We start from the raw sequence: 22007 nt of genomic DNA, 5'->3' as shown, positions 1-22007 counted from the left end.
CTGGCTAGCGTCGGCGCCGGTTCCCGGTGGTGCGTGGCGGCCTCGACGGCCGCCGCTTCCGCCTGCCCGGTCGCCGGTGCTCACCCTGCCCGTGCGACCGCCCCCACGCGCAGCCCCCGGCCCCACAAGGGTTCACCAGCCCAGCCACAGGAGGCAGTCCGGTGCATTCCCCCACCATGCCCGCGTCCACCCGCCGGTTCGTCCTGGCGCTCGCGGGCACCGCAGCCCTCGCGGTGTCCGCCGTCTCGACCGCCGTTCCCGCCGGTGCGGCACCAACCACCGTCCACACCAAGGGCGGTACGTCGTGGGTGCGGGCCTGTGACACCCTCGCCAAGGGCGACACCATGGCCTGTGACGCGCTGCGGGTCACCAGCACGGTCCAGCGGGTCCACGCACTCGGCGTCACCCCCGACGCGACGCCGTCCGGCTACGGCCCGAGCGACCTGCGCAGCGCGTACAACCTCCCGGTGGGCGGCGGAGCGGGTCAGACCGTCGCCATCGTGGACGCGTACGACGACCCCAACGCCGAGTCCGACCTGGCGGTCTACCGCTCCCAGTACGGCCTGCCGGCCTGCACCACCGCCAACGGCTGCTTCAAGAAGGTCAACCAGACCGGTGGCACCAAGTACCCGACCAAGAACTCCGGTTGGGCCGGTGAGATATCGCTCGACCTCGACATGGTCTCCGCGGTCGCACCCAACGCGAAGATCATCCTGGTCGAGGCCACCAGCGCCACCACGGCCAACCTCGGCACCTCGGTGAACACCGCCGTCAGACTCGGCGCCAAGTTCGTCTCCAACAGCTACGGCGGCCCGGAGTCCTCCTCCGACCCCTCGTACGACAACTCCTACTTCAACCACCCGGGTGTCGCCATCACCGTCAGCGCGGGTGACTCGGCGTACGGCGCGCAGTACCCGGCGTCCTCCCGGTACGTCACCTCCGTCGGCGGCACGGCACTCAACCGCAGCTCCACCGCCCGTGGTTGGAGCGAGTCGGTGTGGTCCACCAGCAGCACCGAGGGCACCGGCTCGGGCTGCTCGGCGTACGACGCCAAGCCCAGCTGGCAGAAGGACACCGGCTGCGGCAGGCGCACCGTCTCGGACGTCTCCGCCGTCGCCGACCCGGCCACCGGTGTCGCGGTCTACCAGACCTACGGCGGCAGCGGCTGGGCGGTCTACGGCGGTACCAGCGCCTCCTCGCCGATCATCGCGGGTGTGTACGCACTGGCGGGCACGCCGTCCGCGGGCAGCAGCCCGGCATCCTTCCCGTACGCGCACACCTCCGCGCTGAACGACGTGACCACCGGGTCGAACGGCAGCTGCTCGCCGTCCTACCTCTGCAAGGCGGGGCCCGGCTACGACGGCCCGACCGGCCTCGGCACCCCGAACGGCACCACCGCCTTCGCGGGCTGATCCCTCCCGGCCGCGCCCCTTCAGGCCGTGATGGCGCGACCCTCGACGTGGTAAACGGCGGCGAATGGGTCGGTGAGGCGCGGCAGGGCGGACCAGATCCGGCGAGTCTGGTGGTCGGTGCAGCGGTCGGGAAGGTAGTCGGGTTCGACCCAGGCGATTTCGCCGATGCTGGCGAGTGCTCTGGCGGGGATGGTGGCGCAGTGAGCCCGGAATGCCGGTGGCACATGGCCGGCCCGGGTTCGACAGGTTCGGCCTGACCGTCACGGCGGACGGACGGACGGACGGTCTGGCTGGAGACCCCGGACAACCCCGTGCCCCAATGCCGCTGAAGGCCGTGGAGTGACCGCGCTGCCGTATACGCCCCTGGGCGTACCCCGTCCGGCGTAGCGCCGGGTGCTCGGAGGGTGTGGTGACCGCAGGCTGGTGGCGTGCTGTGACCAGCCGGTGAGACGAGGTGGCCCGATGGGCAGCGTGGCCGAGCAGATGGTGGAGGTACTCCGGCAGGCCGGGGTCGAGCGGGTCTACGGGGTGGTGGGCGACAGCCTCAATCCCGTGGTGGACGCCATCCGCCGGGCCCCCGACCTGCACTGGGTGCACGTCCGCAACGAGGAGGCCGGCGCCTTCGCGGCGGCGGCCGAGGCCGAGCTCACCGGGCGTCTGGCGGTCTGCGCGGGCTCCTGCGGCCCCGGCAACACCCATCTGATCCAGGGCCTCTACGACGCCCACCGCAGCGGCGTCCCGGTGCTGGCGCTGGCCTCGCACATCCCCTCCGGCCAGATCGGCACCGGCTTCTTCCAGGAGACCCACCCCGACCGGGTGTTCACCGACTGCAGCAGCTTCTGCGAACTGGTCGGCACCCCCGAGCAGCTCCCCCGCCTGCTGCGGGTCGCGGTGCAGCACGCACTGGGCGCACGCGGTGTCTCGGTGCTGGTCTTCCCCGGCGACATCGCCGCGCTCCCGGCCGCCGGGCCGACCGGCAGCAGCTACTTCCTGGCCGAACAGGCCGTCGCCGCGCCGCCCTGGTCCCAGGTGCAGGCCCTGGCCCAGGCACTCAACTCGGTGGAGCGGGTGACCCTGTTCTGCGGAGCGGGGGTCCGGGACGCCCACGCCGGGGTGATGGAGCTCGCCGGAATGCTCAACTCCCCGATCGGCCACTCGCTGCGCGGCAAGGAGTGGATCCAGTACGACAACCCGTACGACGTCGGGATGAGCGGGCTGCTCGGCTACGGCGCCTGCCACGAGGCGCTGCACGAGGCCGAGTTGGTCCTGCTGCTGGGGACCGACTTCCCGTACGACTCCTTCCTGCCGCAGACCCGCACCATCCAGGTCGACCACGACGCGACCCGGCTCGGCCGCCGGACGCCGCTCGAACTCGCCGTGCACGGCGACGTGTCGGCCACCTTGCGGGCGGTGCTGCCGCTGCTGGAGCAGAAGCAGGACCGCCGCTTCCTCGACGAGCTGCTGGACAAGCACTGCAAGGCGCTGGAGGGCGTGGTGAGCGCCTACACCAGGAAGATCGAGAACCAGGTGCCGATCCATCCCGAGTACGTGGCCGCCGTGCTGGACGAACTCGCCGACGACGACGCGGTGTTCACGGTCGACACCGGTATGTGCAACGTCTGGGCCGCCCGCTATCTGACGCCCAACGGCCGGCGGCGGGTGATCGGCTCCTTCCTGCACGGCTCGATGGCCAACGCGCTGCCGCATGCGATCGGTGCCCAATTCGCCTTCCCCGGGCGGCAGGTGGTCTCGATGTCCGGCGACGGCGGGCTCGGCATGCTGCTCGGTGAACTGCTCACGGTGGCCAAGCACCGGCTGCCGGTGAAGACGGTGGTCTTCAACAACGGCGCGCTGGGCATGATCAAGCTGGAGATGCTGGTCTCCGGCTACCCCGAGTGGGAGATCGACAACGGCGACGTGGACTACGCGGCCATCGCCCGCGCGATGGGCATCCAGGCGAAGCGGGTGACCGACCCGGCGAAGGTGCGGGAGGTGCTGGCGGAGGCGCTGCAACGCTCGGGTCCGGTGCTGGTGGACGTGGTCACCGACCCCAACGCGCTCGCCATCCCGCCGCGCATCACCGCCGCCCAGCTCAAGGGCTTCGCCCTGGCGGCGGGCCGGACGGTCCTGTCCGGCGGTGTCGGCAGGATGATCGACCTGGCCCGGAGCAACCTGCGGAACATCCCCCGGCCGTAGCGCGGCCGGGAGGCTCGCCGGACCCTGCCCCCTGGACTCCCCTGCGGTCCAGGGGACGGGGCCGGTGCCGTCCCGCCTCGCGCACGGCCGGGGGCGGGAGGTCGGCCGCCGCCGCTCTCCCACGCCCGCTTCAGATCCTGGCAACCGGCCCGGGGCGGTGCCATGGGGAGAACTTCCTATGGCCGGACCCGGCGGTACGTCCGCGCCGCAGCGTTCCCGATCCGGCCCCGCCCCGGCCGACCCGACCGCCCGCGCCGGTGCCTCAGTGGGCCAGGCCCAGCCGGTGGGCCATGCGTACGGCGGAGACCTTGTTGTCGGTGTCGAGCTTGCGGTAGATCCCCTCCAGGTGGCGGTTGACCGTGTGCGGGGAGATGGCCAGGCGGCGGGCGATGGCAGCGGCCGTGAGGCCCTCGGTGAGCAGGCTCAGCACGGTCAGTTCGCGTGGCGTCAGCCCGTACCCGGCGGCCCGCTGCACCGTGTCGCCGGCACCGGCCGCCGCAGCGGCGTCGCGGAGCTGCCGCAGCCTGTGCTGCTGGCGGTCCGCGCCGACGAGCAGCGGCTGGATCCGGTCGGCCATGGCCAGGCGGCGCGCACCGAAGTCGGTGCCCCGGCGGCTGAGCACGATGGTCCTGATGGTGTGCCGCGCCGTGGCCAGCGGAAGGCCCAGCTGGTGGGTGGTCCCGAAGGCCTGGTACGCCTCGTCGTAGCACGCCGAGCCGCGCCACCCGGAACAGATCCCGGCCACCGACACCGGGCGGACCTCACCGGCGGAGAGGTACCCGATCAGCGGATGCTGCTGTCGTATCTGCCGCTCCACGTGCTCGCTGATCGCCGGTCCGATCCGCTGCGGTGCCCATCCCTCGGTGCGGGCTCTCCGATGGGTCCGGTGCATCTCCGTGATGCTCACGGTGCGGCTGCCGAAGACGTCGAGCAGGTGCTCGGCGAGCAGGTTCCACAGGGTCTCCGGCTCGTCCGTCTCCAGAACCGCGACGACCAGATCGAGTACGCGCTCGTAGTCCCGGGTGTCCGACTTCGTCATAACCCACAGCATCGCCCGCGGAGCGGTCGGTCGTCGACGTGCACCGATGTGACGCCGGAGTCCCGCCGGCCCGGGGGGAAGGGACGGCCCCTTTTGAGGCCTCTTGCCTCACAGGCAATTTTCTTGCCTCTGGGGCAGGGCGGGTGTGGACTGGGCGTATGAGTACGGACCAGGAGGTCGAGGGCCTCGGCGCCAGACTGCGGGAGCACCGGCTGAGCAGCCGGTACACGCTCGAAGCGGCGGCGACCCGGGTGGGCCTCTCCCCAGCGTATCTGTCGCGCCTGGAGACCGGGCAGCGGCAGCCCTCGCTGCCGGTACTGCTCGGGCTGGCCCGGGCGTACGGCACGACGGTCGCCGGGCTGCTCGGCGAGCTGCCGGGCGACCCGGATCCGGTGGTCAGGGGCGGCGCGATCGAGCCGGGCCGGGCCGGCGGCTGGGGCTACCGGCGCGCCGGCACCCCGGGACGGGCGATGCAGGCGCTGCGCGTCCACGTACCGGCCGGCCTGCAGGACGCGGTGGTCAGGGTGCACCCCGGTGAGGAGTGGCTGTACGTCCTGCGGGGGCGGCTGCGGCTGACCCTCGGCGAGCAGGTCCACCTGCTGGACGAGGGCGACTCCGCACACTTCGACTCGCTCACCCCGCACCGCATCGCGGCCGACTCGTCCAACGGCGTCGAGTTGCTCTTCCTGCACACCCTGTTGCAGAGCCCGGGCGGCGAACTCTGCCTGGGCGGGGCGCACTAGCCCCGGTCGGCGGGACAGCGGTTCCTTGAGGGGCGCGGGGAACTGCGCGAGTCGGAAGACACCGACGTTCAGCCTGACCGGGTGAGCGGGTTGTGCCTCGGACCCTGCCGTTCCGTGAGGTCCCCCGCCCCTCCGAAGTCCACGTCCCCGCACAACCGGCCGGGACAAGTCCCGGCCCCGAAACCCCGGTCGGAACACGACCACACCTTCGACGGGAGGCCCACCATGGCCAAGCGCACCATCGACGCCGGACGCATCGCAGACCGCCGCGTCTGGATACGCGTGATCGTCTACACGGCGGCGACCCACGTGTTCGCCGGTTTCATCCTCCTGCTCTTCGAGCTCGGGGGCCGCAACAAGTAGTGCCGGGGCCGTCCCTGCGCACCCCGCTCACAGCCGGAGCAGCGTGCAGAGCGCGTCCAGCGCGGCGGAGAAGGCGTGCTCCGGCGGGGTGCCGTAGCCGATCACCAGCGCCGGCGGCGCGTCCGGCGCCGGCCCGGCCGCGGGTGTGCGGCACTCGGACATGGTCTGCAGTGAGAGGCCCAACCAGGCTGCCTGGTGGCGCAGTTCGTCCTCGCTGAGCGATCCGGGCGGCAGCTGCAGGACCGCGTGCAGTCCGGCCGCGATGCCGGTGACCCGGACGTCTGGGACCCGTTCGGCGAGGAGGGCCGTCAACTGGTCGCGGCGGCGCCGGTAGTGCAGCCGGCAGCGGCGGATGTGCCGGTCGAAGCCGCCCGAGGTGATCAGCTCGGCCAGGGCCAGCTGTTCGAGGGCGCCGGACTGCCCGTCGGCCAACTCCTTCTGCCGCCCCACCGGTTCGACCAGGTCCCCGGGCAGGGCGAGCCAGCCGAGGCGCAGCCCGGGCGCGAGGCTCTTGCTGGTGGTGCCCGCGTACACCACCCGTTCCGGGTCCAGTGCCTGCATCGCGCCGATCGGCTGCCGGTCGTAGCGGAACTCGCCGTCGTAGTCGTCCTCGATGACGATCCCGCCGCTCTCGCGGGCCCAGGCGACGGCGGCGGCCCGGCGCGCGGCCCGCAGCGGTACGCCGGTCGGGAACTGGTGCGCCGAGGTGAGCACCACCGCGCCCGCACCGGAGTCCGCCAGCAGGTCGGTACGGGCCCCGGCCTCGTCCAGGGGCAGCGCCACGGTCTCCAGCCCGGACGCCGTGATCACCTGCTGCTGCGGCGGCAGCCCGTACTCCTCGACCGCCACCGCCCGTACGCCGCGCTCGCGCAGTGCGCCGCAGAGCAGGCCGAGACCCTGGGTGTAGCCCGCGCAGATCAGGATCCGCTCGGGGTCGGTCCGTACCCCGCGGACCCGGGCCAGGTACTCGGCGAGGGCGCGGCGCAGCTCGATCCGCCCGCGCCGGTCGGAGTAGCCGAACGCCTCGTTGGGGGCCGCCGTCAGCGCCCGGCGGGACGCCGCCAGCCAGGCGGAGCGCGGAAACAGCGAGACGTCGGGCCGGCCGGGCAGCAGGTCGTAGCGGACGGCGGACTTGAGCGGCCGGGCGATCGGCGCGGTGGTCTCGGACGGCGTCCCGCGTTCGGCCACCACCGTGCCCGAGCCCTGCCGGGAGGCCAGCCAGCCCTCGGCGGCGAGCTGGGCGTACGCCTCCGCGACGGTGTTCCGGGCGATGCCGAGGTCGCCGGAGAGGGCCCGTGAGGAGGGCAGCCGGGTGCCGGGCGGCAGCCGGCCGTCGCGGACCGCCGCGCGCAGCGCGTCCTCCAGGGCTTCGCGCAGGCCGAGACCGCGCGACCGTCCGGCGGTCAGGTCAAGGTGCAGGTCGCCACCGAAAGTGGCCCAGGATTCCATGCGCCAAATGAACCATACGGGCGGGCCAACCGGCACTACCGTTGACCACATGACGACGAACCGGAACGCTTACGTCCCCGCCCCGATCCAGCGCATCTCGCTCCCCGAGCAGGCTCCCGAGTTCTACCGCGCGATGATCAACCTGGACCGTGCGGCGTCCGCCGGGCTGGACCCGATCATCGCCGAGCTGGTCAAGACCTACGCCTCGGTGATCAACGGCTGCGCCTTCTGCCTCGACATGCACACCACCGACGCTCGCAAGATCGGCGAGCAGGACCACCGGCTGCTCAGCCTCCCGGCCTGGCGCGAGACCCCGTGGTTCACCGTCCGCGAGCGGGCCGCCCTCGCGCTGACCGAGGCGGTCACCAAGGTCACCGAGGGGCACGTGCCGGACGCGGTCTTCGAGGAGGCCGCCAAGGTCTTCGAGGAGAAGGAGCTGGCCCAGCTGCTCGCGATGATCATCACGATCAACTCCTGGAACCGCATCGCCATCGCCACCCGCCTCAGCCCGGCTCCCAAGCAGTCCTGACCCCCGCTCCCCGGTTCAGGTCCGATCTCCGCCAGTCCACTGCCGCGCCTCACCGACAGGGTGTCACCATGACCACTCAGCACGACAAGGCCAAGCTCCTCAACGACCTGCACCGGCCCGGCGATCCGCTCGTCCTGGCCAACGTCTGGGACGGGGTGAGCGCCCGGCTGGTCGCCGCCGCCGGCGCCCAGGCGCTCGCCACCGCCAGTGCGAGCGTCTCCTGGGCGCTCGGCGTCCGGGACGGCGGCGGCCTCGACCGGGACCGGGCGCTGGCCCAGACCGCCCTGATCGCCGCCGCGGTGGACCTGCCCGTCACGGCGGACCTGGAGACCGGGTTCGGTGCGACCGCCGCCGAGGTGGGCGAGACCGTCACCGCCCTGCTGGCCACCGGTGCGGTCGGCGTCAACCTGGAGGACGGCCCCGACGACGGAGCCCGCGAGCTGCGCCCGGTCGCCGAGGCGGCCGAACGGATCGCCGCCGCCCGTGCGGCCGCTGCCGCCGCGGGCGTGCCGCTGTACCTCAACGCCAGGACGGACGTCTTCCTGCGCGGCGTCGGCGAGCCCGAGGGCCGGCTCGACGAGGCGATCGCCCGGGGCCTGGCGTACGTCGAGGCCGGGGCGAGCGGGGTGTTCGTCCCGGGCACGGCCGATCCGGCCGTCATCGCGGCGCTCGCCAAGGCGCTGCCGGTCCCGCTCAACGTGACCGGCTCCCCGGCCGCCCCGACGGTCGCCGAACTCGCCGCCCTCGGTGTCGGCCGGATCAGCCTCGGCCCCGGGCTCGCCGAGGTCGCGTACGCGGCGGTCCGGCGGGCCGCCCGCGAGGTCTACACCGAGGGCACCTACGGCGGCCTCGCGGGCGGGCTCGGTTATCCGGAGCTCAACGGTCTGTTCCCGGCCTGACCGGGAATCAGTAGTTCGCCTCCCGGCTGCGGCGACCGGCGTCACGGGGCGCCGGTCGCCGCAGCCGGCGGGCCCGTACCGCGGCCGCGGGGCACTCCCGGTTCAACCGGGCTTGGCCCGGTGTACTCCGGCTGTTCGGCCGCACCCGACGGCGGTCATATCTCCCAACTGTCGTGGATCAAAAACGAGTTGTTCCCCCAGGTGGCGGCTGAAACACTCGCTGCGGCCCGGCGGCAGGAGGCCGCCTCAAGGCCCATCGCTTCACCCTGGGGGGACCACGTATGAAGCCGACACGATCCGCACCTGCGCGTTCCGCAGCCGGATTCGGGCTCGCCCTGGTGCTGGCCGCAGGCACCACGATGCTGGCGGGCACCGCCGCCCACGCGCAGACCGTCACGTCCGGGACGCTCGGATTCGGCGGCGACGCGGGCGACTACATCAGCGGCGGGCAGTCCTACAGCTACTCGACCGCCTCGCAGGACCGCCTCGACGTCTCGGCGGCCGCCGACGACCACGAGATCAGCATCTCGGTCAACGGGGCCCACGGTGACTGGTGGAACCTCAGCCTCGCGGCCCCGGCCGGCCAGGCGCTGACGCCCGGCACCTACACCGGGGCCACCCGCTTCCCGTTCAACGGCGCGGCCGAGCCGGGCCTGTCCATCGGCGGGAACGGCCGCGGCTGCAACACGCTCACCGGTTCCTTCACCGTCTCCAAGGCCGTGTTCGGGCCCAACGGCTACGTCCAGGCCCTGGACGCCACCTATGAGCAGCACTGCGAGGGGAGCACCGCTGCGCTGCGCGGCGAGGTCCACATCGACAACCCGGCCCCGCCCGCCGTGCTCGACCTGGGTCTGGGCATCGCGGTCGACGGCACCGCGAGCGCCCTGAACGGCAAGGCCACCGTGCACGGCACGGTGGCCTGCAACAAGCCGGTCAAGGTCGCGGTCTCCGGCCTGGTCACCCAGGTGAAGAACCGGATCCTGATCCGCGGCCCGTACAGCACGTCCGTGTCGTGCGTGCCGGGCGCTCCGGTCGCCTGGTCGGCGCAGGCCGACCCGACCGCGACCACCCCGTTCCAGAGGGGCGAGGTCGAGGTGGCGGCCCACGCCGGCACCACCGACCCCGACTACGGCACCGCCGTCACGGCGGACCGGACCGTGGCCGTGCAGCTGACCCGGACCAGGGCCTGACCCACCCGCCGGCCCCGGCCGCCCCGCCCTCGGGCAGGGCGCCCGGGACCGGCGGACACCCGGATCCGGCTGCGGTCAGCGGCGGCCCCGGGCGGGGGCGGGGCCGCTCACCGCACCCGTACGCGCAGCTCGCGGACGCTGTTGCTGACGAAGGACGCGATCGGCTCAGGACCGGGGCCGTCCGCCGCCCGCAGCTCGGGGAAGCGCTCGAACAGGCCGCGCAGGGCCGTCTCCGCCTCCAGCCGGGCAAGGCCCGAACCGAGGCAGAAGTGCGGTCCGTGGCCCAGCGAGAGGTGCCGGGCGGGCTGCCGGGAGAGGTCGAAGCGGTCCGCGTCGGGGTAGTGCGCGCCGTCCCGTCCGACGGCACCGTACGAGGCGAGCATCGCCTCCCCGCGCCGGATCACCACGCCGCCGGCGCCGCCCACCTCGATGTCCTCGCTCGCGTACCGCAGCGGGAACTGGCCCACCGGTGAGTCGTACCGCAGCGTCTCCTCGACCACCGCCGCCCACGAGTACGTCCCGTCCAGCACCTGCCGCAGCTGCTCGGGGTGGGCGAGCAGGGCGCGCACGGCGTTGGTGATCAGGTTGAGCGTGGTCTCGTGCCCGGCGACCAGCATCAGCAGCAGCGTGCCGACCAGTTCCTGCTCGCTGAGCCGGTCCTCGTCCTCGCGGGCGGCGATCAGGTCGGTGGTCAGGTCGTCGCCGGGCTCGACCCGCTTGGCCTCGACCAGCGCGGCCAGCAGCGCGAACAGGCCGGTCTGCGCGGCGACGGCCGCCTCGGGAGTGGCGGAGCTGCTCACCAGGGTGTCGGACAGCTCGTGCAGCTCGTCCTGCTGCTTGGGCGGGAGGCCGAGCAGCGTGCCGATCACCTGCATCGGCAGCGGGTAGGCGAAGTGCTCGCGCAGGTCGAACTCGCCGTCCAGCAGCGCCACCCCGTCCAGCAGCTGCTCGGTGAGCCGCTCGATCCCGGGTTGGAGCGCGCTGACCCGGCGCGGGGTGAACGCCTGGCTGACCAGGCCGCGCAGGCGCCGGTGGTCGTCGCCGTCGGCGGTGGTCATCCCGGGGACGGTGACGAAGTTGAGCAGCGGCCAGCCCTTGGGCAGCAGGCCCTGCCGGAAGGTGTCCCACAGCTGCGGGTTCTTGCCGACCCGGGGGTCGGTGAGCAGCTGCTGGAGGGTGTCGTGGTGGGTTATCGCCCAGACCACCACCCCGCCAGGGAGTTCCACCAGGACCGCGGGCCCGGCCGCCCTGAGTCGGGCGTTCTCGGCGTGCTGGTCGTGTCCGAAGGGGTCGAGTCGGACGGGTGCGGGACGGGCGTGGTCGAGGGGGCCGGAGGTGTCCATACGGGCCTTTCGGGTGCGGGGGTGCGCGGCGGGGTGAAAGCGCTGTAGAGCACCGGCAGGGACACCAGTGCTCGCGACCACGGCGACGGCCGCCAGGACAGTTCATGGGCGGGGACGGCCAGTTGGAGGTCCGGGAGCCGGTGCAGCAGGGTCTCCACGGCGGTCTCGACGATCAGCCGGGCCGGGTGCTGGGCCGGGCAGACGTGCCGGCCGGCACCCCAGGCCAGGTGGGCGCGGTTGCCGCCGACGCCGTCGGGGCACTGGACGGCCGGGTCGGCGTTGGCGCCGGCCAGGCCGAGGACCAGCATGTCGCCCGCGTTGATGTACTGGCCGCCGAGGACGGTGTCGCCGGTGGCCCACCGGCCGGGGAAGTTCTGGGTGGGCGGGTCGCGCCAGAGCACCTCGTCCAGCGCGTCCGAGACGGTCAGCCGGCCGCCCGCGAGGGTGGCCCGGAACCGGCGGTCGGTGAGCAGCAGGCGCAGCGTGTTGCCGGTCCAGTTGATGGTGGTCTCGTTGCCCGCGACCAGGATCACCACCAGGTGGTGCACCACCTCCTCGTCGGTCAGCCCGGCGTCGTGGGCCAGCAGCCAGGAGGTGAGGTCGGCACCGGGCGTGCTCCGGCAGCGGCGGACCAGGTCGAGCAGGATGGCCTGGAACTCGGCGCTCGCCCGGACCGACTCCTCGCTGCTGTCCACGAAGTGGCTGATCAGGTCGATGAGATGGGGACCCGCCTCGGCGGGCAGGCCCAGCAGCTGGGTGAAGACCAGCAGCGGCAGGCGGCGCGCGTACTGGGTGACCAGGTCGGCGGTGCCGTCCGGACCCCAGCTGTCGATCAGGGCGTTGGCGGCGTTCTCGGTGGTCTGCCGCAGCTGCCGGTGGTCGATCCGGGCCAGGGTGTCGGCGACCGCGCCGCGCAGCCGCTGGTGCTCGGCACCGTCCATGTTGAGCAGGGTCGGACGCCAGGAGGTCATCGGCAGCAGCCGGGAGTCGGATCTGAGCCTGCCCTCCTGGGGTATCCGCCAGCGGCGCGAGTCCTTGGAGAACAGCTGCTCGTTGCGGGTGAGTTCGAGCAGTTCGGCGTAGCCGAGCACCAGCCACGCCTCCACTCCCGGCTCCAGCTCGATCGGTGCGACCGCGCCGTGCTCCTCCCGCATCCTGGCGTACAGGCCGTGCGGGTCCTCCGAGACCGAGGCGCCGTACAGCGGTACGGTGCCCGGCTTCTCGTGCATCGGGCAGCCGGGCGGCGGGACCAGGGCCTCCGGCTGCGGAACCCGGGTCCCCGGCGTGGGAGTTGTCATGGCTGCGGCTCCAGGACAGCGGTGGCGTGCAGGTGGTCGACGAAGTCGATCAGGACGTCGTACGCGCCCCGGCGGTCCCGGGCGTCGCAGGCGAGGATCGGCACCTCGGGCAGCAGGTCGAGCGCGGAGCGCAGCTCGTCCTCGGGGTAGCTCGGCGTGTCGGGGAAGGTGTTGACGGCGACGGCGAACGGGATCCGCTGCTCCTCCAGCTGGCCGAGCACGTCGAAGCTCTCCTCGATCCGCCGGGCGTCGACCAGGGCGATCGCGCCGAGCGCGCCGCGCGAGAGGTCCTCCCAGAGCGGCCAGAACCGCTGCTGCCCCGGGGTGCCGAAGAGGTAGAGGGCGAGCCTGGGGTTGAGCGTGATCCGGCCGAAGTCGAGGGCCACCGTGGTGGTGGTCTTCCCCGGGCGGCCGGTGAGGTCGTCCACGTCCGCACCGGCGGCGGTCATCGTCTCCTCGGTGCGCAGCGGTGAGATCTCGCTCAGCGAGCCCACCAGGGTGGTCTTGCCCACCCCGAAAGGACCGGTGACGAGGATCTTCACGGCGCCCTGCACGGTGGACGGCAGGTAGTCCGGTTCAGCGGAGTTGGCGGAGGCCAACGAGCACCTCTTCCAGGAGGGTTGCGGGCAGGCGTTCGGCCTGCCGTACGGGTGGGACTGCGGGGGGCAGGACCTGGACGGCGCCGAGGTCCCAGAGGTCGCCGACCAGCACCTTGACCACGCCGAGCGGCAGGCCGAGGTGGGCGGCGACCTCGGCGACCGAGAGCAGCTGCCGGCAGAGCGCCAGGATGCGTCGGTGCTCGCGGTTCAGCCCGGCCTGCTCGTCGAGGAACTCGCCGGGTTCGGCGGCCGGGTCGACGCTGACCAGGCTCTCCAGCGCCAGATCCTCCAGCGCCTGGACGTTCCGGCTGGGCCGGCTGCGCCCGCCGGTGATCACATACGGCCGGACCGGGCCGTTCACCGCAGCTCCCCGGCGACCGGTTCCACCCGGGGCGGGCTGGTCAGGTGGCCTCCGATCCGCTCGACCAGCACCTGCATCTGGTACGCCACCAGGCCGGCGTCCACCGACTCGCCGGTCACCACGGCCAGGTGGGCACCGGCCCCGGCGGCCACGACGAACAGGTAGCCGCCGCCGTACTCGATGATGATCTGCCGGGTGCTGCTCTGCCGTCCGCCGAAGCCCTGGGCCACTCCACGGGCCAGCGACTGGAGCCCGGAGCACGCGGCGGCCAGCCGCTCGGCGTCGTCACGGGCGATCCGCTCGCTGCGGCCGATCTCCAGGCCGTCGTTGGACACCACAACGGCGTGCTGCACCTCGGGAACGCCGATGATGTCGGCCAGCAGCCAGCCGAGGTCAGGAGTGGTGGTCATGGAAGTCTCCGAAGTGCTGGGGGGATTGTGGGGCAACAGGGGAACCGGGGGAGGCCGGGGAGGCCGGGGAAGCCGGAGGGAGGCTCTCGGGAAGGTGCTGGTCGCGGGCCGCCGAACGGCCGCTGGCGGTACCGGCCTGGAAGAGGGACATGAAGGTCTGCGCCTCGCGTGCGGAGCGCGGTGGCACGGGGAGTTCGAGGGTCGCCTCGCCGGAGCCGCCGACCGGGCCGTCGGCGCCGCGCGCGGCCGGGGCGGCGCTGCGCCGGTTCACCCGGCGCGGCAGTTGGCCGGGAGCGGGCGGCACCGGGGTCGCGCGCAGCTGCTCGGCCGGCGGGATCCGGTGCTGGGCCGGCACCCGTTCGACCGGCGGGACCAGGTAGACCGGGTCGGGCTCGGCCCGGTGCCCGAACCCGTCCGGGCCCCGCCCGGTCGCGGGGGTCGGCAGCGGCTCGGTGAGCAGCGGCGTCGGCAGCAGCACCACCACCCGCACCCCGCCGTACGGGGAGGGCGCGGAGCTGAGGGTGACCCGGAAGCCGTACTGCTCGGCGAGGCGGCCGACCGCAGCGAGCCCCAACTGCGGTACCTCGCCCAGCCGGGAGACCTCCATCGTGGTGCCGCCCGCGAGTGCGGCGGCGGCCTTGTCGACGGCGTACTCGGGCATGCCGACCCCGGCGTCGTCGATCTCGATGACCGCGCCGTTGTGGACCGGCATCAGGGTGACGTGGACCTGGGTGCTGGGCGGCGAGTACCGGGTCGCGTTGTCGAGGAGTTCGGCGATGGCGTGGATCAGCGCCTCGGCGGCGGCGCCGACCACGGCGGTCTCGATCCGGCTGCGGATCACCACCCGCTGGAAGGGCAGGATCCGGGACTGGGCGCCGCGCACCACGTCCTCCAGCGCGACCGGCTCGGGCCAGTGGCGGCCGGCCCGGGCGCCGCAGAGCACGGCCAGCGTCTGGGCGAGGCGGGCCTGTTGGGCGGCGGCGTGGTCGGCCTTGAGCAGGCCCTCCAGCAGTGCGGGGTCGTCGTGCCGGCGCTCCATCTCGTCCAGCCCGGCCTGCTGGTCGTGGGCCATGACCAGGATGCGCCGGGCGACGCTGAGGAAGGCCCGCCGGGTGGAGGCGTTGAGCTCCTGCTCGTGCTGGGTGGCGGCGTGCTCGCTGCTGCGGAGTTCGGCCTCGTTCTGCAACTGGGCGCGCAGGGCGGCGAACTCCTGCTCCCGGGCTTCGAGTCGGCCCTTCAGGGTGCGGCCGACCGCGCGGTACCTGGCGGCCGCCAGCAGAGAGAGAACGGCGAGCACGCCGGCAGCCGAACCGCACCACTGAGTCATCGTCACGCGGGGATTCTAGGGGGATGATCCTACGTATGTGTGAACGTATCTGACGTTCAGTGATCCGATCACGACATTTCTGCTGCTGAGTGGCTCAACTCAGGTCGAACTTGGCCGGATCGGGGTGCGATTCACCCGTCGTCCACCCCAAATCCGGCTACCTGTCGGTAGTTTCGCTTCCGGTCGCGATCCGGTGGAACACCGGCAGCGCCACGTCGTCCGGGCGGGAGCGGCGCTCGGTGACATCGGGGACGAGCGGTTCGGCCGGCCGCTCCGGCGCCGCCTGCGATCCCCGCCGTCGGCCGCTGTGCCGGGTCGGGTCGGGTCGGGTCCGGCGGGTTCAGCCGCCCGCGCCGAGGCGGCGGACGACCACCACCGTCCGGTCGTCGGCGACGTTGCGGGCGACGGTCCGCAGCAGTTCCGCGGCCGGGTCGGCCGGACCGCCGTACCGGAGCAGCCCGGTGGCCGCCTCCAGCAGCCGTCCGATGCCCTGGTCGATGTCCTCGCCGGGTACTTCGACCAGGCCGTCGCTGTAGAGCAGCAGCGAGTCCCCGTGGGCGAGCTGCCCGGACGCGGCGGGATAGCGCGTCCCGGCGAAGATGCCCAGCGCGGGCCCGCTCTCGCCGCGGAGCTCCCAACTGCCGCCGTCCGCGCGGTGGTAGTGCCCGGCGGGCGGGTGCCCGGCGGTGAACAGCCGGTAGCGCCCGGTGGCGGGGGAGAGCGCGAGGTGGACGGCGGTGGCGAACTCGTCCTCCCAGCCGAGCCGGGCCAGGTAGTCGTTGGCCCGGGCCAGGAAGGCCTCCGGCGGCACCGAGCCGAGCAGCATCGCGAAGGCCCCGGAGAGGTGCATCGACCGCGCGGCGGCCCGGCTGCCCTTGCCCGAGACGTCGACCAGGACCACCTCCAGCAGGTCCCGCTCGGGCCGCTGCGCGGTGAGCAGGAAGTCCCCGGCGAAGAACGCGCCGCTGACCGGGGAGATCGCCCGGTGGAAGCGCCAGTCCAGCAGGCGGTCGGGGAGGCGGCCGAGATCCCGGGTGCGCTCGGCGAGTTCCAGCAGCATGGTGTCGCCCCGGGTGCCGCGCAGGCCGAGCCGGCTGCGGTGGCGGGACATCAGCAGGCCGATCACCGCTGCGATCACCACCATCAGCGCCGAGCCGAGCCGTACCCCGAGGGGGACGCGCAGCAGCCACTCGGTGCCGAGCCCGAGTCCGACCGGCGCCAGCAGCAGCCTCATCAGCCGGATGTGCAGCACGAAGCCGCCGAGGAGCAGCGGCAGCATCTGCGCCGAGGGCGGGCAGTCGTTGGGCGCGACGATGGCGAGCAGGGTGAGCAGTCCGGCGAAGACGGTCAGCAGGCCGAGGGCGACCCGCTCGGCGACGGGGTCGCCGTCCAGGAGCCGGGTCAGCCAGCGCCCGTAGGGGCCGCGCCGGGTTGCTGCGGCGAGCTGTCGTGCCACCGTGGTGACTGCGGGCACGAGGACCTCCGCCGAGACTCGGGCCAGGCCGCTGACCATCCGCTGCTCAGGTCAATTTAGCGTCGTCGGCCCGGATCCAGGGGGAATTCCGCGCCCGGCACGAGCGGCGTCCGCCCGGCCGGGGCGCCGGTGCGGGCCTACTGTCCGTCGCTCTCGCCGTACGGCTCCTGCGGACGGGCCGGGACCGGGCGCAGCGAGCGCAGCCCCCGGGCGACCGCGAAGGCACGCCGGGCGGCGTCCGCCAGCCCGCGGCCGGGGGCGGTCCCGGCACCCGGCACGGCGGGCCTGGCCGGGGTGCGCTGCTCCGGGACGAGACCGGTACCGGGACGGATGGTCTGCGCGGTCTGGGTCATACCGGCCTCCTCCTTGTGATCGTGCCCTGGGGCATCGTGGGCGGCGGCATCGTGTCCGGTCGGCGGCTGTCGCTGACGGTACGTGGGCTGCTCGGATGCTACCTACCCAGTCCGACCGCCGTGGTGGCGGATGGTCTGCGACAGTTCGGTCTCGAATCCCACCCGGATCCGTACCGGTGCGCCCGCACCCGCCCGCTCCGGTGCCCGGATTGGTCCGCGGCCCGGTGGAGAGGTCCCGCAGCGGTTCGTCCGGCTTCCCGCCGACGAGCGGCCGCACCCCCTCCGGCCGGTGAACCGCCCGGTGGCTCCCGCCTGTTGGCCACCCTGAGCGCCGGGGCGCCGCCCCGTCAAGCCCGGGGCGGCGGTGAACGGCCGGGCCCCGCCGTGCCTCAGGCCGCCGGCCAGGCCCGCAGGCCTTCGGTCAGCACCCGGATCAGCCGCTCCCGGGTCACCGCCAGGTCCTCGGCCAGCCGGAAGGCACCGCCGGTGGAGAGCGAGGCGAAGCCGTGGGCCACCGAACGCACCGCACGGGCCGCGTGGATCGCCTCCGAGCCCTCCAGCCCGTACCCGCGCAGCACCGCCAGGATCACCCCGACCAGCCGGGCGGCCGCGTACTGCAGCTCCTCGTCGTCCTGCGGCGCCTGCGGCAGGGCGGCGTACCGGCGCGGGTGGCGGACCGCGTAGTCCAGGTAGGCCGCCAGCAGGGCCTCGACCGCCTCGTCCCGGCTGCGCCCCAGCACCGCGGTGGCCAGCTGCTCGGCGAGGTCCTCGGTGACCCGGACGGCGATCAGCCGGCGCAGTTCGGTCAGGCCGCCGCTGACGTGCTTGTAGAGGGAGGGGGTGGCGACGCCCGCCCGGGCGGCCACGGCGGCCAGGGTGAGGGCTTCGGGGCCCTGTTCGTCGATCAGTTCGAGGGCGTGGCCGACGACGGCGGCGGGGGTGAGTCCGGCCCTGGGCATCAGGCGACCTCGTGCAGGAAGGGGAGCAGGGCGTCGGCGGTGGCCTCGGGGAACTCCGCCATCGGGTAGTGCCCGGCACCGTCGATCATCACCTTACGGCCCTTCAGCGCCGCGGCCTGCCGGTCGGCGAGCGCGGCCGGGTCGGGGAAGTCGACGTCCTTGCTGCCCATGAGCACCAGCGCCGGGCAGTGCGCCGCCGCCGCCGACCCGAGGGCAGCGGAGTCGCCGTTCAGGTAGCCCCGGGTGGCGGTCCTCCGGCCGGGGGTGCGCAGCGCGGCCACCAGCGCGGAGCGGTGGGCCTCGAAGTCGGCGGGCCTGCGCGAGGGGTAGTAGTACCGCTGGGCGAGGCCCCAGATGCCGGGGAAGGCCAGCACCAGCGGGCCGAGCGCCTTCATCGCCGCCTGCTGGAAGGCGTTCGCCCGGTGCTCGACGAAGGCGTCGATCAGGGCTATCCCGGCCACCCGTTCGGGGGTGCGCCCGGCCGCTTCGACCACGGTGGCGCCGGTGTACGAGTTGCCGACCAGGACGGCCCGCTCGATGTCCAGGTGGTCGAGCAGGGCGAGCACGTCGTCCGCGATCGCGCCGGGGGAGTAGTCGTCCCAGGCGATCGAGGACTCGCCGAAGCCGCGCAGGTCCATGGTGATCACCCGGTGTCCGGCCGCGGTGAGCAGCGGCCGCAGGTACCGGTACGAGGCGCGGGAGTCGAGCATCCCGGGCAGCAGCACCACCGGGGTGCCGTCGGTGGGCGTGCCGCTGTCGTCGAACGCGATCCGGCCGCCGGGGACGTCGAGGTACTGGGTGTCGGACATGGCCTGCCTCCGCTGCCGTGGGCTGCTTCCTGTAGCCATAAAGCTAAGGCTAATAGCCTTAGCCGTCAAGATGTCTGCCGGATCGTGCGGTACGGTGCGGCTGATCGCAGAGTCGGACCGTGAGGAGTCGTCGTGCCGTTCATCAACGTCAAGCAGCTGGCCGGCCGCACCGAGGAGCAGAAGGCCGAGATCGCCCGCGAACTCACCGAGGCATACGCCCGGATCACCGGCGTGAAGCCGGAGAACATCTGGGTGGCGATCGAGGAGCTGCCGCGCGAGAACTGGGCGATCGGCGGGACGACCATCGCCGAGCGGGACCGCCGGGCCCAGGGCTGAGCCCCCGGGGGATAACAGGCCGTCATGGGGCGAGCTGGCCAATCGTCACAAATCGCCCATTGCGCCCCAGGAAGCCAGGACTGCACCAATCGCGCAGCTTGGAATCATGGGCTTCTCGGATTAACGTTTGATAACGCAGCGCGGTCGGCAACGCCGTACCCGAACGGCACCGTGCGCCGTCGCCCAATCCTCGGGGTCTGCCCACGCGGCAGGCCCGGGAGCCGGGGAACCACGTTCCTGGGGTGAATCGGGTGGGCCTCGGTCCGCCCGTAGGAGACCTTCCTGCTCCGAACCCGTCAGCTAACCCGGTCGGCGCGAAGGAAGGAAAGGAGCGCGCCTCCGTGGCGTCCTTGTCGCACACCCCCGCCAACCTCGGGATCGGCACTCTCGGGTTCGGTACCCAGCTGCTCGAACCCCCGCAGGAGCAGGCCGTCGACACCGACGGGGCGGCCCGGCACCGGATGCCCCGTCAGCCCCGCACCGGCGGCTCGCTGCTCGGCGTGACCGCGATGGCCGCCGGGCTGGGCGCCACCGGACTCGCCACCGCAGGGTCGGCCGCCGCGGCCACCCCCGCCCAGCCGCCCGCCCCCGCACCGGCGCTCTCGGTCCCCGACACGGCCTCGGAGCACGTCCTGTCCGCCGACCCCGGACTGGCCCTCGCCGCCCGGATCCAGCAGCAGGCCGACGGGCAGCGCACCTCGGTCGAGGAGACCGCCCGGCTGGCCGCCGCCCAGGAGGCCGAGACCAAGCGGGCCGCCCAGCAGGCCGAGGTACAGGCTGCGGCCGAGCGCGACCGGCTCGGCACCCTGGAGCTGCCGACCGCCAACTACACCCTCGTGGCGCAGGCCGGTCCGCACTGGGCCCACCTGAACACCGGCCTGGACTTCGCGGCCCCGACCGGCACCCCGGTCACCGCCCTCGGCGCGGGCACGGTCACCTCGGCCGGCTGGTCCGGCGCGTACGGGTACCGGGTGATCCAGACCCTGCCCGACGGCACCGAGATCTGGTACTGCCACCTCTCCGCCATCTCCGCCGCCTCCGGCCAGGTCGCCGCCGGCACCCAGCTCGGCAAGGTCGGCGCCACCGGCAACTGCCCCGGCCTCCTGCCGGGAAGCGCCCCCATCGGCCCGCACCTCCACCTGGAGGTCCGCCCCGGCGGCGGAGCCCCGGTCGACCCGCTCGCCTGGCTCCGGTCCCACGGCCTCCAGCCGTAGGCCTCCCGGCCGAACGCCTCCCGGACGGGCCCGTCGCCGTACGCGGTGCGGGCCCGCCGGGCATCCCGGAGGGCAGTGCCCGGCCGGCGGCGCGCGGTCAGGCCTCCGTGCCCGCCAGGTACTCCTCGATCTCCTCGGTGCCCGGCTCCGGTGCCAGCTCCGCGAACTCCGTCACCAGCAGCTCGGGCAGCCCCGGCACCGTCCACTCCCCGCACAGCCGCAGCGCCTCCGCCGCCACCACGGCCTCGAAGTCCTCGAAGTCCCCGGAGAGTTCGCCGGGCATCGGCAGCCCCAGCGCGTTCAGCCCGGCCAGATTGCGGTAGCTGCGCTGCATCAGCCGGTTCTCCAGCAGCAGCCGGGCGCCGTCGGTGGCCATCCCCACGGACAGCATGCGGGCCCGGTTCCACCCCTCGTCGCCCTGCACCGGCTCCAGCAGCCCCTGCTCCTCCAGCCAGCCGAAGCACGCGATGCGCTGATCCTCCGTCAGCTCGCGGAACTCCTCCAGCCAGGCCGACACGGCCGCCGCGTCGGTGGTGTCCACTCCGTCCGCGCGCAGCAGCAGGGTGTACAGCCGGGGCCAGGTCACCAGGTGCGGGCGGCGCAGCAGGTCGCAGAGCAGCTCGCCCTGCCACTCGGCCTCCGCGTGCAGCTTCGCCTGCCGCTTGGCGTTGAGCCGCCGGCCCGCCCGCTGGTGGTCGACCAGCAGCCGCACCGCCCGCCCGTACGCCTCCGGCTCGCTCGCGGGCTGCACGTACAGGTACAGCTGCTCGTACAGCAGCTGCTCCAGCAGCGGCGAACTCAGCTCGGGAAAGCCCTCGTGCATCGGTGCGCCGCCGAGCTCCAGCAGGGTGAGCACCGTCCGCAGCGCCTCCTCGGGCACCGGCTCGTACCCGTGCTCGGCCGCCCAGGCCAGCAGGTCGGCGGTGCGGGTGAGCGGGGTGAGCTGCAGATCGTGGTTCACGGTACGTACGGTAGCCCGTGCGGCGGCGCGGACGCCGCCGGTGGCCCCGCCCGCTGCGCGGTCCCCGCGGCCCGGCCCGCTGTAGGGTCGGGCGGCATGGAGCCAGAACCGGAACCCGCGGCGCCGGGAGCGGCCGTGCTGCTGACCGGCCCACGCCTCGCCATCCGCGAGTTCCACCACACCCCCGCCGACGTGGACGCCCTGTACGCCGTCTTCGGCGACCCGGAAGCCGCCAGGTACCTGCCCTTCGAACCGCGTGACCGCGAGACCTGCGCCGACCAGATCGAGCTCTACGTCGAACAGGCCGAGGCCGACCCGCGCACCGTCTACCGACTCGCCGTCACCGTGCTCGCCGACGACGAGCCCGCGTACGCCGCCCCGATCGGCACCGCCGTGCTCGACCTCGGCGACCACCGCTCCGCCACCCTCGGCTACGCCCTGCGCCGCGACACCTGGGGCCGGGGGTACGCGAGCGAGATCACCGAGGTGCTCTGCGAGTTCGCCTTCCGGACGCTCGGCCTGCACCGCCTCGCCGCCCGGGTCGATCCGGCCAACGCCGCCTCCGTCCGGGTGCTCACCAAGGCCGGCTTCCAACTGGAGGGCCGGATCCGGCACGACCTGCACCTGCGCGGCACCTGGTACGACTCGCTGCTGTTCTCGCTGCTGGCGCCCGAGTGGACCGGTCCCGCCCGAGGGCGAGGGTAGGGAGAACCCCACCCCGAAGTCGCCAGCGGGCTCCATAC

23 protein-coding genes and 1 riboswitch are annotated in these 22007 nt (G+C 73.5%); of the genes, 10 read left to right on the top strand and 13 right to left on the bottom strand.

What is annotated here, in order from left to right:
- The first annotated feature begins 161 nt into the window (after window positions 1–161).
- Together UK12_RS09800 and UK12_RS09790 are read left to right on the top strand one after the other, a co-directional pair.
- Window positions 162–1412: a S53 family peptidase gene (locus UK12_RS09800; protein ID WP_231591121.1), complete on the top strand. Its 1251-nt coding sequence runs from the start codon at window positions 162–164 to the stop codon at window positions 1410–1412.
- A gap of 462 nt (window positions 1413–1874) precedes the next feature.
- Window positions 1875–3608, top strand: coding sequence for a pyruvate dehydrogenase (locus UK12_RS09790; protein ID WP_045301831.1), 1734 nt, complete (start codon window positions 1875–1877; stop codon window positions 3606–3608).
- A gap of 262 nt (window positions 3609–3870) precedes the next feature.
- On the opposite strand, the gene UK12_RS43140 is transcribed toward UK12_RS09790, so the two are convergent.
- Complete coding sequence (locus UK12_RS43140; protein ID WP_045301829.1) at window positions 3871–4647, bottom strand: helix-turn-helix transcriptional regulator; 777 nt, start codon at window positions 4645–4647, stop codon at window positions 3871–3873.
- A 158-nt stretch (window positions 4648–4805) separates the two neighbouring features.
- Between UK12_RS43140 and UK12_RS09780 the strand changes: the two genes are divergently transcribed.
- Together UK12_RS09780 and UK12_RS41100 are read left to right on the top strand one after the other, a co-directional pair.
- Entirely contained in the window at window positions 4806–5390 is a 585-nt protein-coding gene (locus UK12_RS09780; RefSeq protein ID WP_045301827.1) for a helix-turn-helix domain-containing protein, read from the top strand.
- Between the two features lie 225 nt (window positions 5391–5615).
- Window positions 5616–5753, top strand: a complete 138-nt coding sequence (locus UK12_RS41100) for a DUF6126 family protein (RefSeq protein ID WP_197084711.1) — start codon at window positions 5616–5618, stop codon at window positions 5751–5753.
- 27 nt (window positions 5754–5780) lie between these two features.
- Here the strand turns inward: UK12_RS41100 and pdxR are convergent, their stop codons facing one another.
- Window positions 5781–7202: a MocR-like pyridoxine biosynthesis transcription factor PdxR gene (gene pdxR, locus UK12_RS09775; protein WP_045301825.1), complete on the bottom strand. Its 1422-nt coding sequence runs from the start codon at window positions 7200–7202 to the stop codon at window positions 5781–5783.
- A 49-nt stretch (window positions 7203–7251) separates the two neighbouring features.
- Here pdxR and UK12_RS09770 point away from each other — a divergent pair, with 49 nt between their 5' ends.
- The 3 genes from UK12_RS09770 (at window position 7252) to UK12_RS09760 (ending at window position 9820) form a co-directional block, all read left to right on the top strand.
- On the top strand, window positions 7252–7731 hold the full coding sequence (locus UK12_RS09770) for a carboxymuconolactone decarboxylase family protein (RefSeq protein ID WP_045301823.1): 480 nt from the start codon (window positions 7252–7254) through the stop codon (window positions 7729–7731).
- Between the two features lie 68 nt (window positions 7732–7799).
- Window positions 7800–8630 carry an isocitrate lyase/PEP mutase family protein gene (locus tag UK12_RS09765; RefSeq protein WP_045301821.1) on the top strand — a complete coding sequence of 277 codons (831 nt, stop codon included), beginning with the start codon at window positions 7800–7802 and terminating at the stop codon, window positions 8628–8630.
- Window positions 8631–8911: 281 nt separating this feature from the next.
- The gene (locus UK12_RS09760; protein ID WP_045301819.1) at window positions 8912–9820 is read left to right on the top strand and encodes a hypothetical protein; all 909 of its coding nucleotides are present in this window, start codon (window positions 8912–8914) and stop codon (window positions 9818–9820) included.
- A gap of 107 nt (window positions 9821–9927) precedes the next feature.
- Here the strand turns inward: UK12_RS09760 and UK12_RS09755 are convergent, their stop codons facing one another.
- The 10 genes from UK12_RS09755 to UK12_RS09710 form a co-directional block, all read right to left on the bottom strand.
- A complete protein-coding gene (locus UK12_RS09755) occupies window positions 9928–11046 on the bottom strand; it encodes a cytochrome P450 family protein (RefSeq protein ID WP_231591120.1) in 1119 nt (372 codons plus the stop codon).
- Window positions 11010–12461 (bottom strand): cytochrome P450, encoded by a 1452-nt coding sequence (locus UK12_RS43135; protein WP_231591119.1) that lies wholly within the window; start codon window positions 12459–12461, stop codon window positions 11010–11012. The genes UK12_RS09755 and UK12_RS43135 overlap by 37 nt, the downstream gene beginning before the upstream one ends.
- A complete protein-coding gene (locus tag UK12_RS09745) occupies window positions 12458–13060 on the bottom strand; it encodes a GTP-binding protein (protein ID WP_045301815.1) in 603 nt (200 codons plus the stop codon). Before UK12_RS09745 ends, UK12_RS43135 begins: the two co-directional genes overlap by 4 nt.
- Complete coding sequence (locus UK12_RS09740; RefSeq protein WP_045301814.1) at window positions 13038–13421, bottom strand: DUF742 domain-containing protein; 384 nt, start codon at window positions 13419–13421, stop codon at window positions 13038–13040. Before UK12_RS09740 ends, UK12_RS09745 begins: the two co-directional genes overlap by 23 nt.
- Complete coding sequence (locus UK12_RS09735; protein ID WP_045301813.1) at window positions 13418–13831, bottom strand: roadblock/LC7 domain-containing protein; 414 nt, start codon at window positions 13829–13831, stop codon at window positions 13418–13420. Before UK12_RS09735 ends, UK12_RS09740 begins: the two co-directional genes overlap by 4 nt.
- Window positions 13815–15158 carry a sensor histidine kinase gene (locus UK12_RS09730; protein WP_231591126.1) on the bottom strand — a complete coding sequence of 448 codons (1344 nt, stop codon included), beginning with the start codon at window positions 15156–15158 and terminating at the stop codon, window positions 13815–13817. Before UK12_RS09730 ends, UK12_RS09735 begins: the two co-directional genes overlap by 17 nt.
- A 340-nt stretch (window positions 15159–15498) precedes the next feature.
- Window positions 15499–16632, bottom strand: a complete 1134-nt coding sequence (locus UK12_RS09725; RefSeq protein ID WP_156178632.1) for a PP2C family protein-serine/threonine phosphatase — start codon at window positions 16630–16632, stop codon at window positions 15499–15501.
- Between the two features lie 137 nt (window positions 16633–16769).
- Entirely contained in the window at window positions 16770–16985 is a 216-nt protein-coding gene (locus tag UK12_RS09720) for a hypothetical protein (RefSeq protein ID WP_045301812.1), read from the bottom strand.
- 389 nt (window positions 16986–17374) lie between these two features.
- Window positions 17375–17944: a TetR/AcrR family transcriptional regulator gene (locus tag UK12_RS09715; RefSeq protein WP_052681765.1), complete on the bottom strand. Its 570-nt coding sequence runs from the start codon at window positions 17942–17944 to the stop codon at window positions 17375–17377.
- On the bottom strand, window positions 17944–18753 hold the full coding sequence (locus tag UK12_RS09710) for an alpha/beta fold hydrolase (protein ID WP_052681764.1): 810 nt from the start codon (window positions 18751–18753) through the stop codon (window positions 17944–17946). The genes UK12_RS09715 and UK12_RS09710 overlap by 1 nt, the downstream gene beginning before the upstream one ends.
- 132 nt (window positions 18754–18885) lie before the next feature.
- Here UK12_RS09710 and UK12_RS09705 point away from each other — a divergent pair, with 132 nt between their 5' ends.
- Entirely contained in the window at window positions 18886–19089 is a 204-nt protein-coding gene (locus UK12_RS09705; RefSeq protein WP_045301809.1) for a 2-hydroxymuconate tautomerase, read from the top strand.
- 170 nt (window positions 19090–19259) lie between these two features.
- Window positions 19260–19418, top strand: a riboswitch (cyclic di-AMP (ydaO/yuaA leader).
- Window positions 19419–19430: 12 nt separating this feature from the next.
- A complete protein-coding gene (locus UK12_RS09700) occupies window positions 19431–20303 on the top strand; it encodes a M23 family metallopeptidase (protein WP_052681763.1) in 873 nt (290 codons plus the stop codon).
- A gap of 97 nt (window positions 20304–20400) precedes the next feature.
- Here UK12_RS09700 and UK12_RS09695 read toward each other — a convergent pair whose 3' ends face one another.
- Window positions 20401–21264: a hypothetical protein gene (locus tag UK12_RS09695; protein ID WP_156178631.1), complete on the bottom strand. Its 864-nt coding sequence runs from the start codon at window positions 21262–21264 to the stop codon at window positions 20401–20403.
- 96 nt (window positions 21265–21360) lie between these two features.
- Between UK12_RS09695 and UK12_RS09690 the strand changes: the two genes are divergently transcribed.
- Window positions 21361–21969 (top strand): GNAT family N-acetyltransferase, encoded by a 609-nt coding sequence (locus UK12_RS09690; RefSeq protein ID WP_045301807.1) that lies wholly within the window; start codon window positions 21361–21363, stop codon window positions 21967–21969.
- Window positions 21970–22007: the final 38 nt, after the last annotated feature.

Origin of the sequence: Saccharothrix sp. ST-888, assembly GCF_000955975.1 — a bacterium.
Taxonomy (GTDB): domain Bacteria; phylum Actinomycetota; class Actinomycetes; order Streptomycetales; family Streptomycetaceae; genus Kitasatospora.
This window is presented reverse-complemented; position numbering and strand designations above follow the sequence as displayed.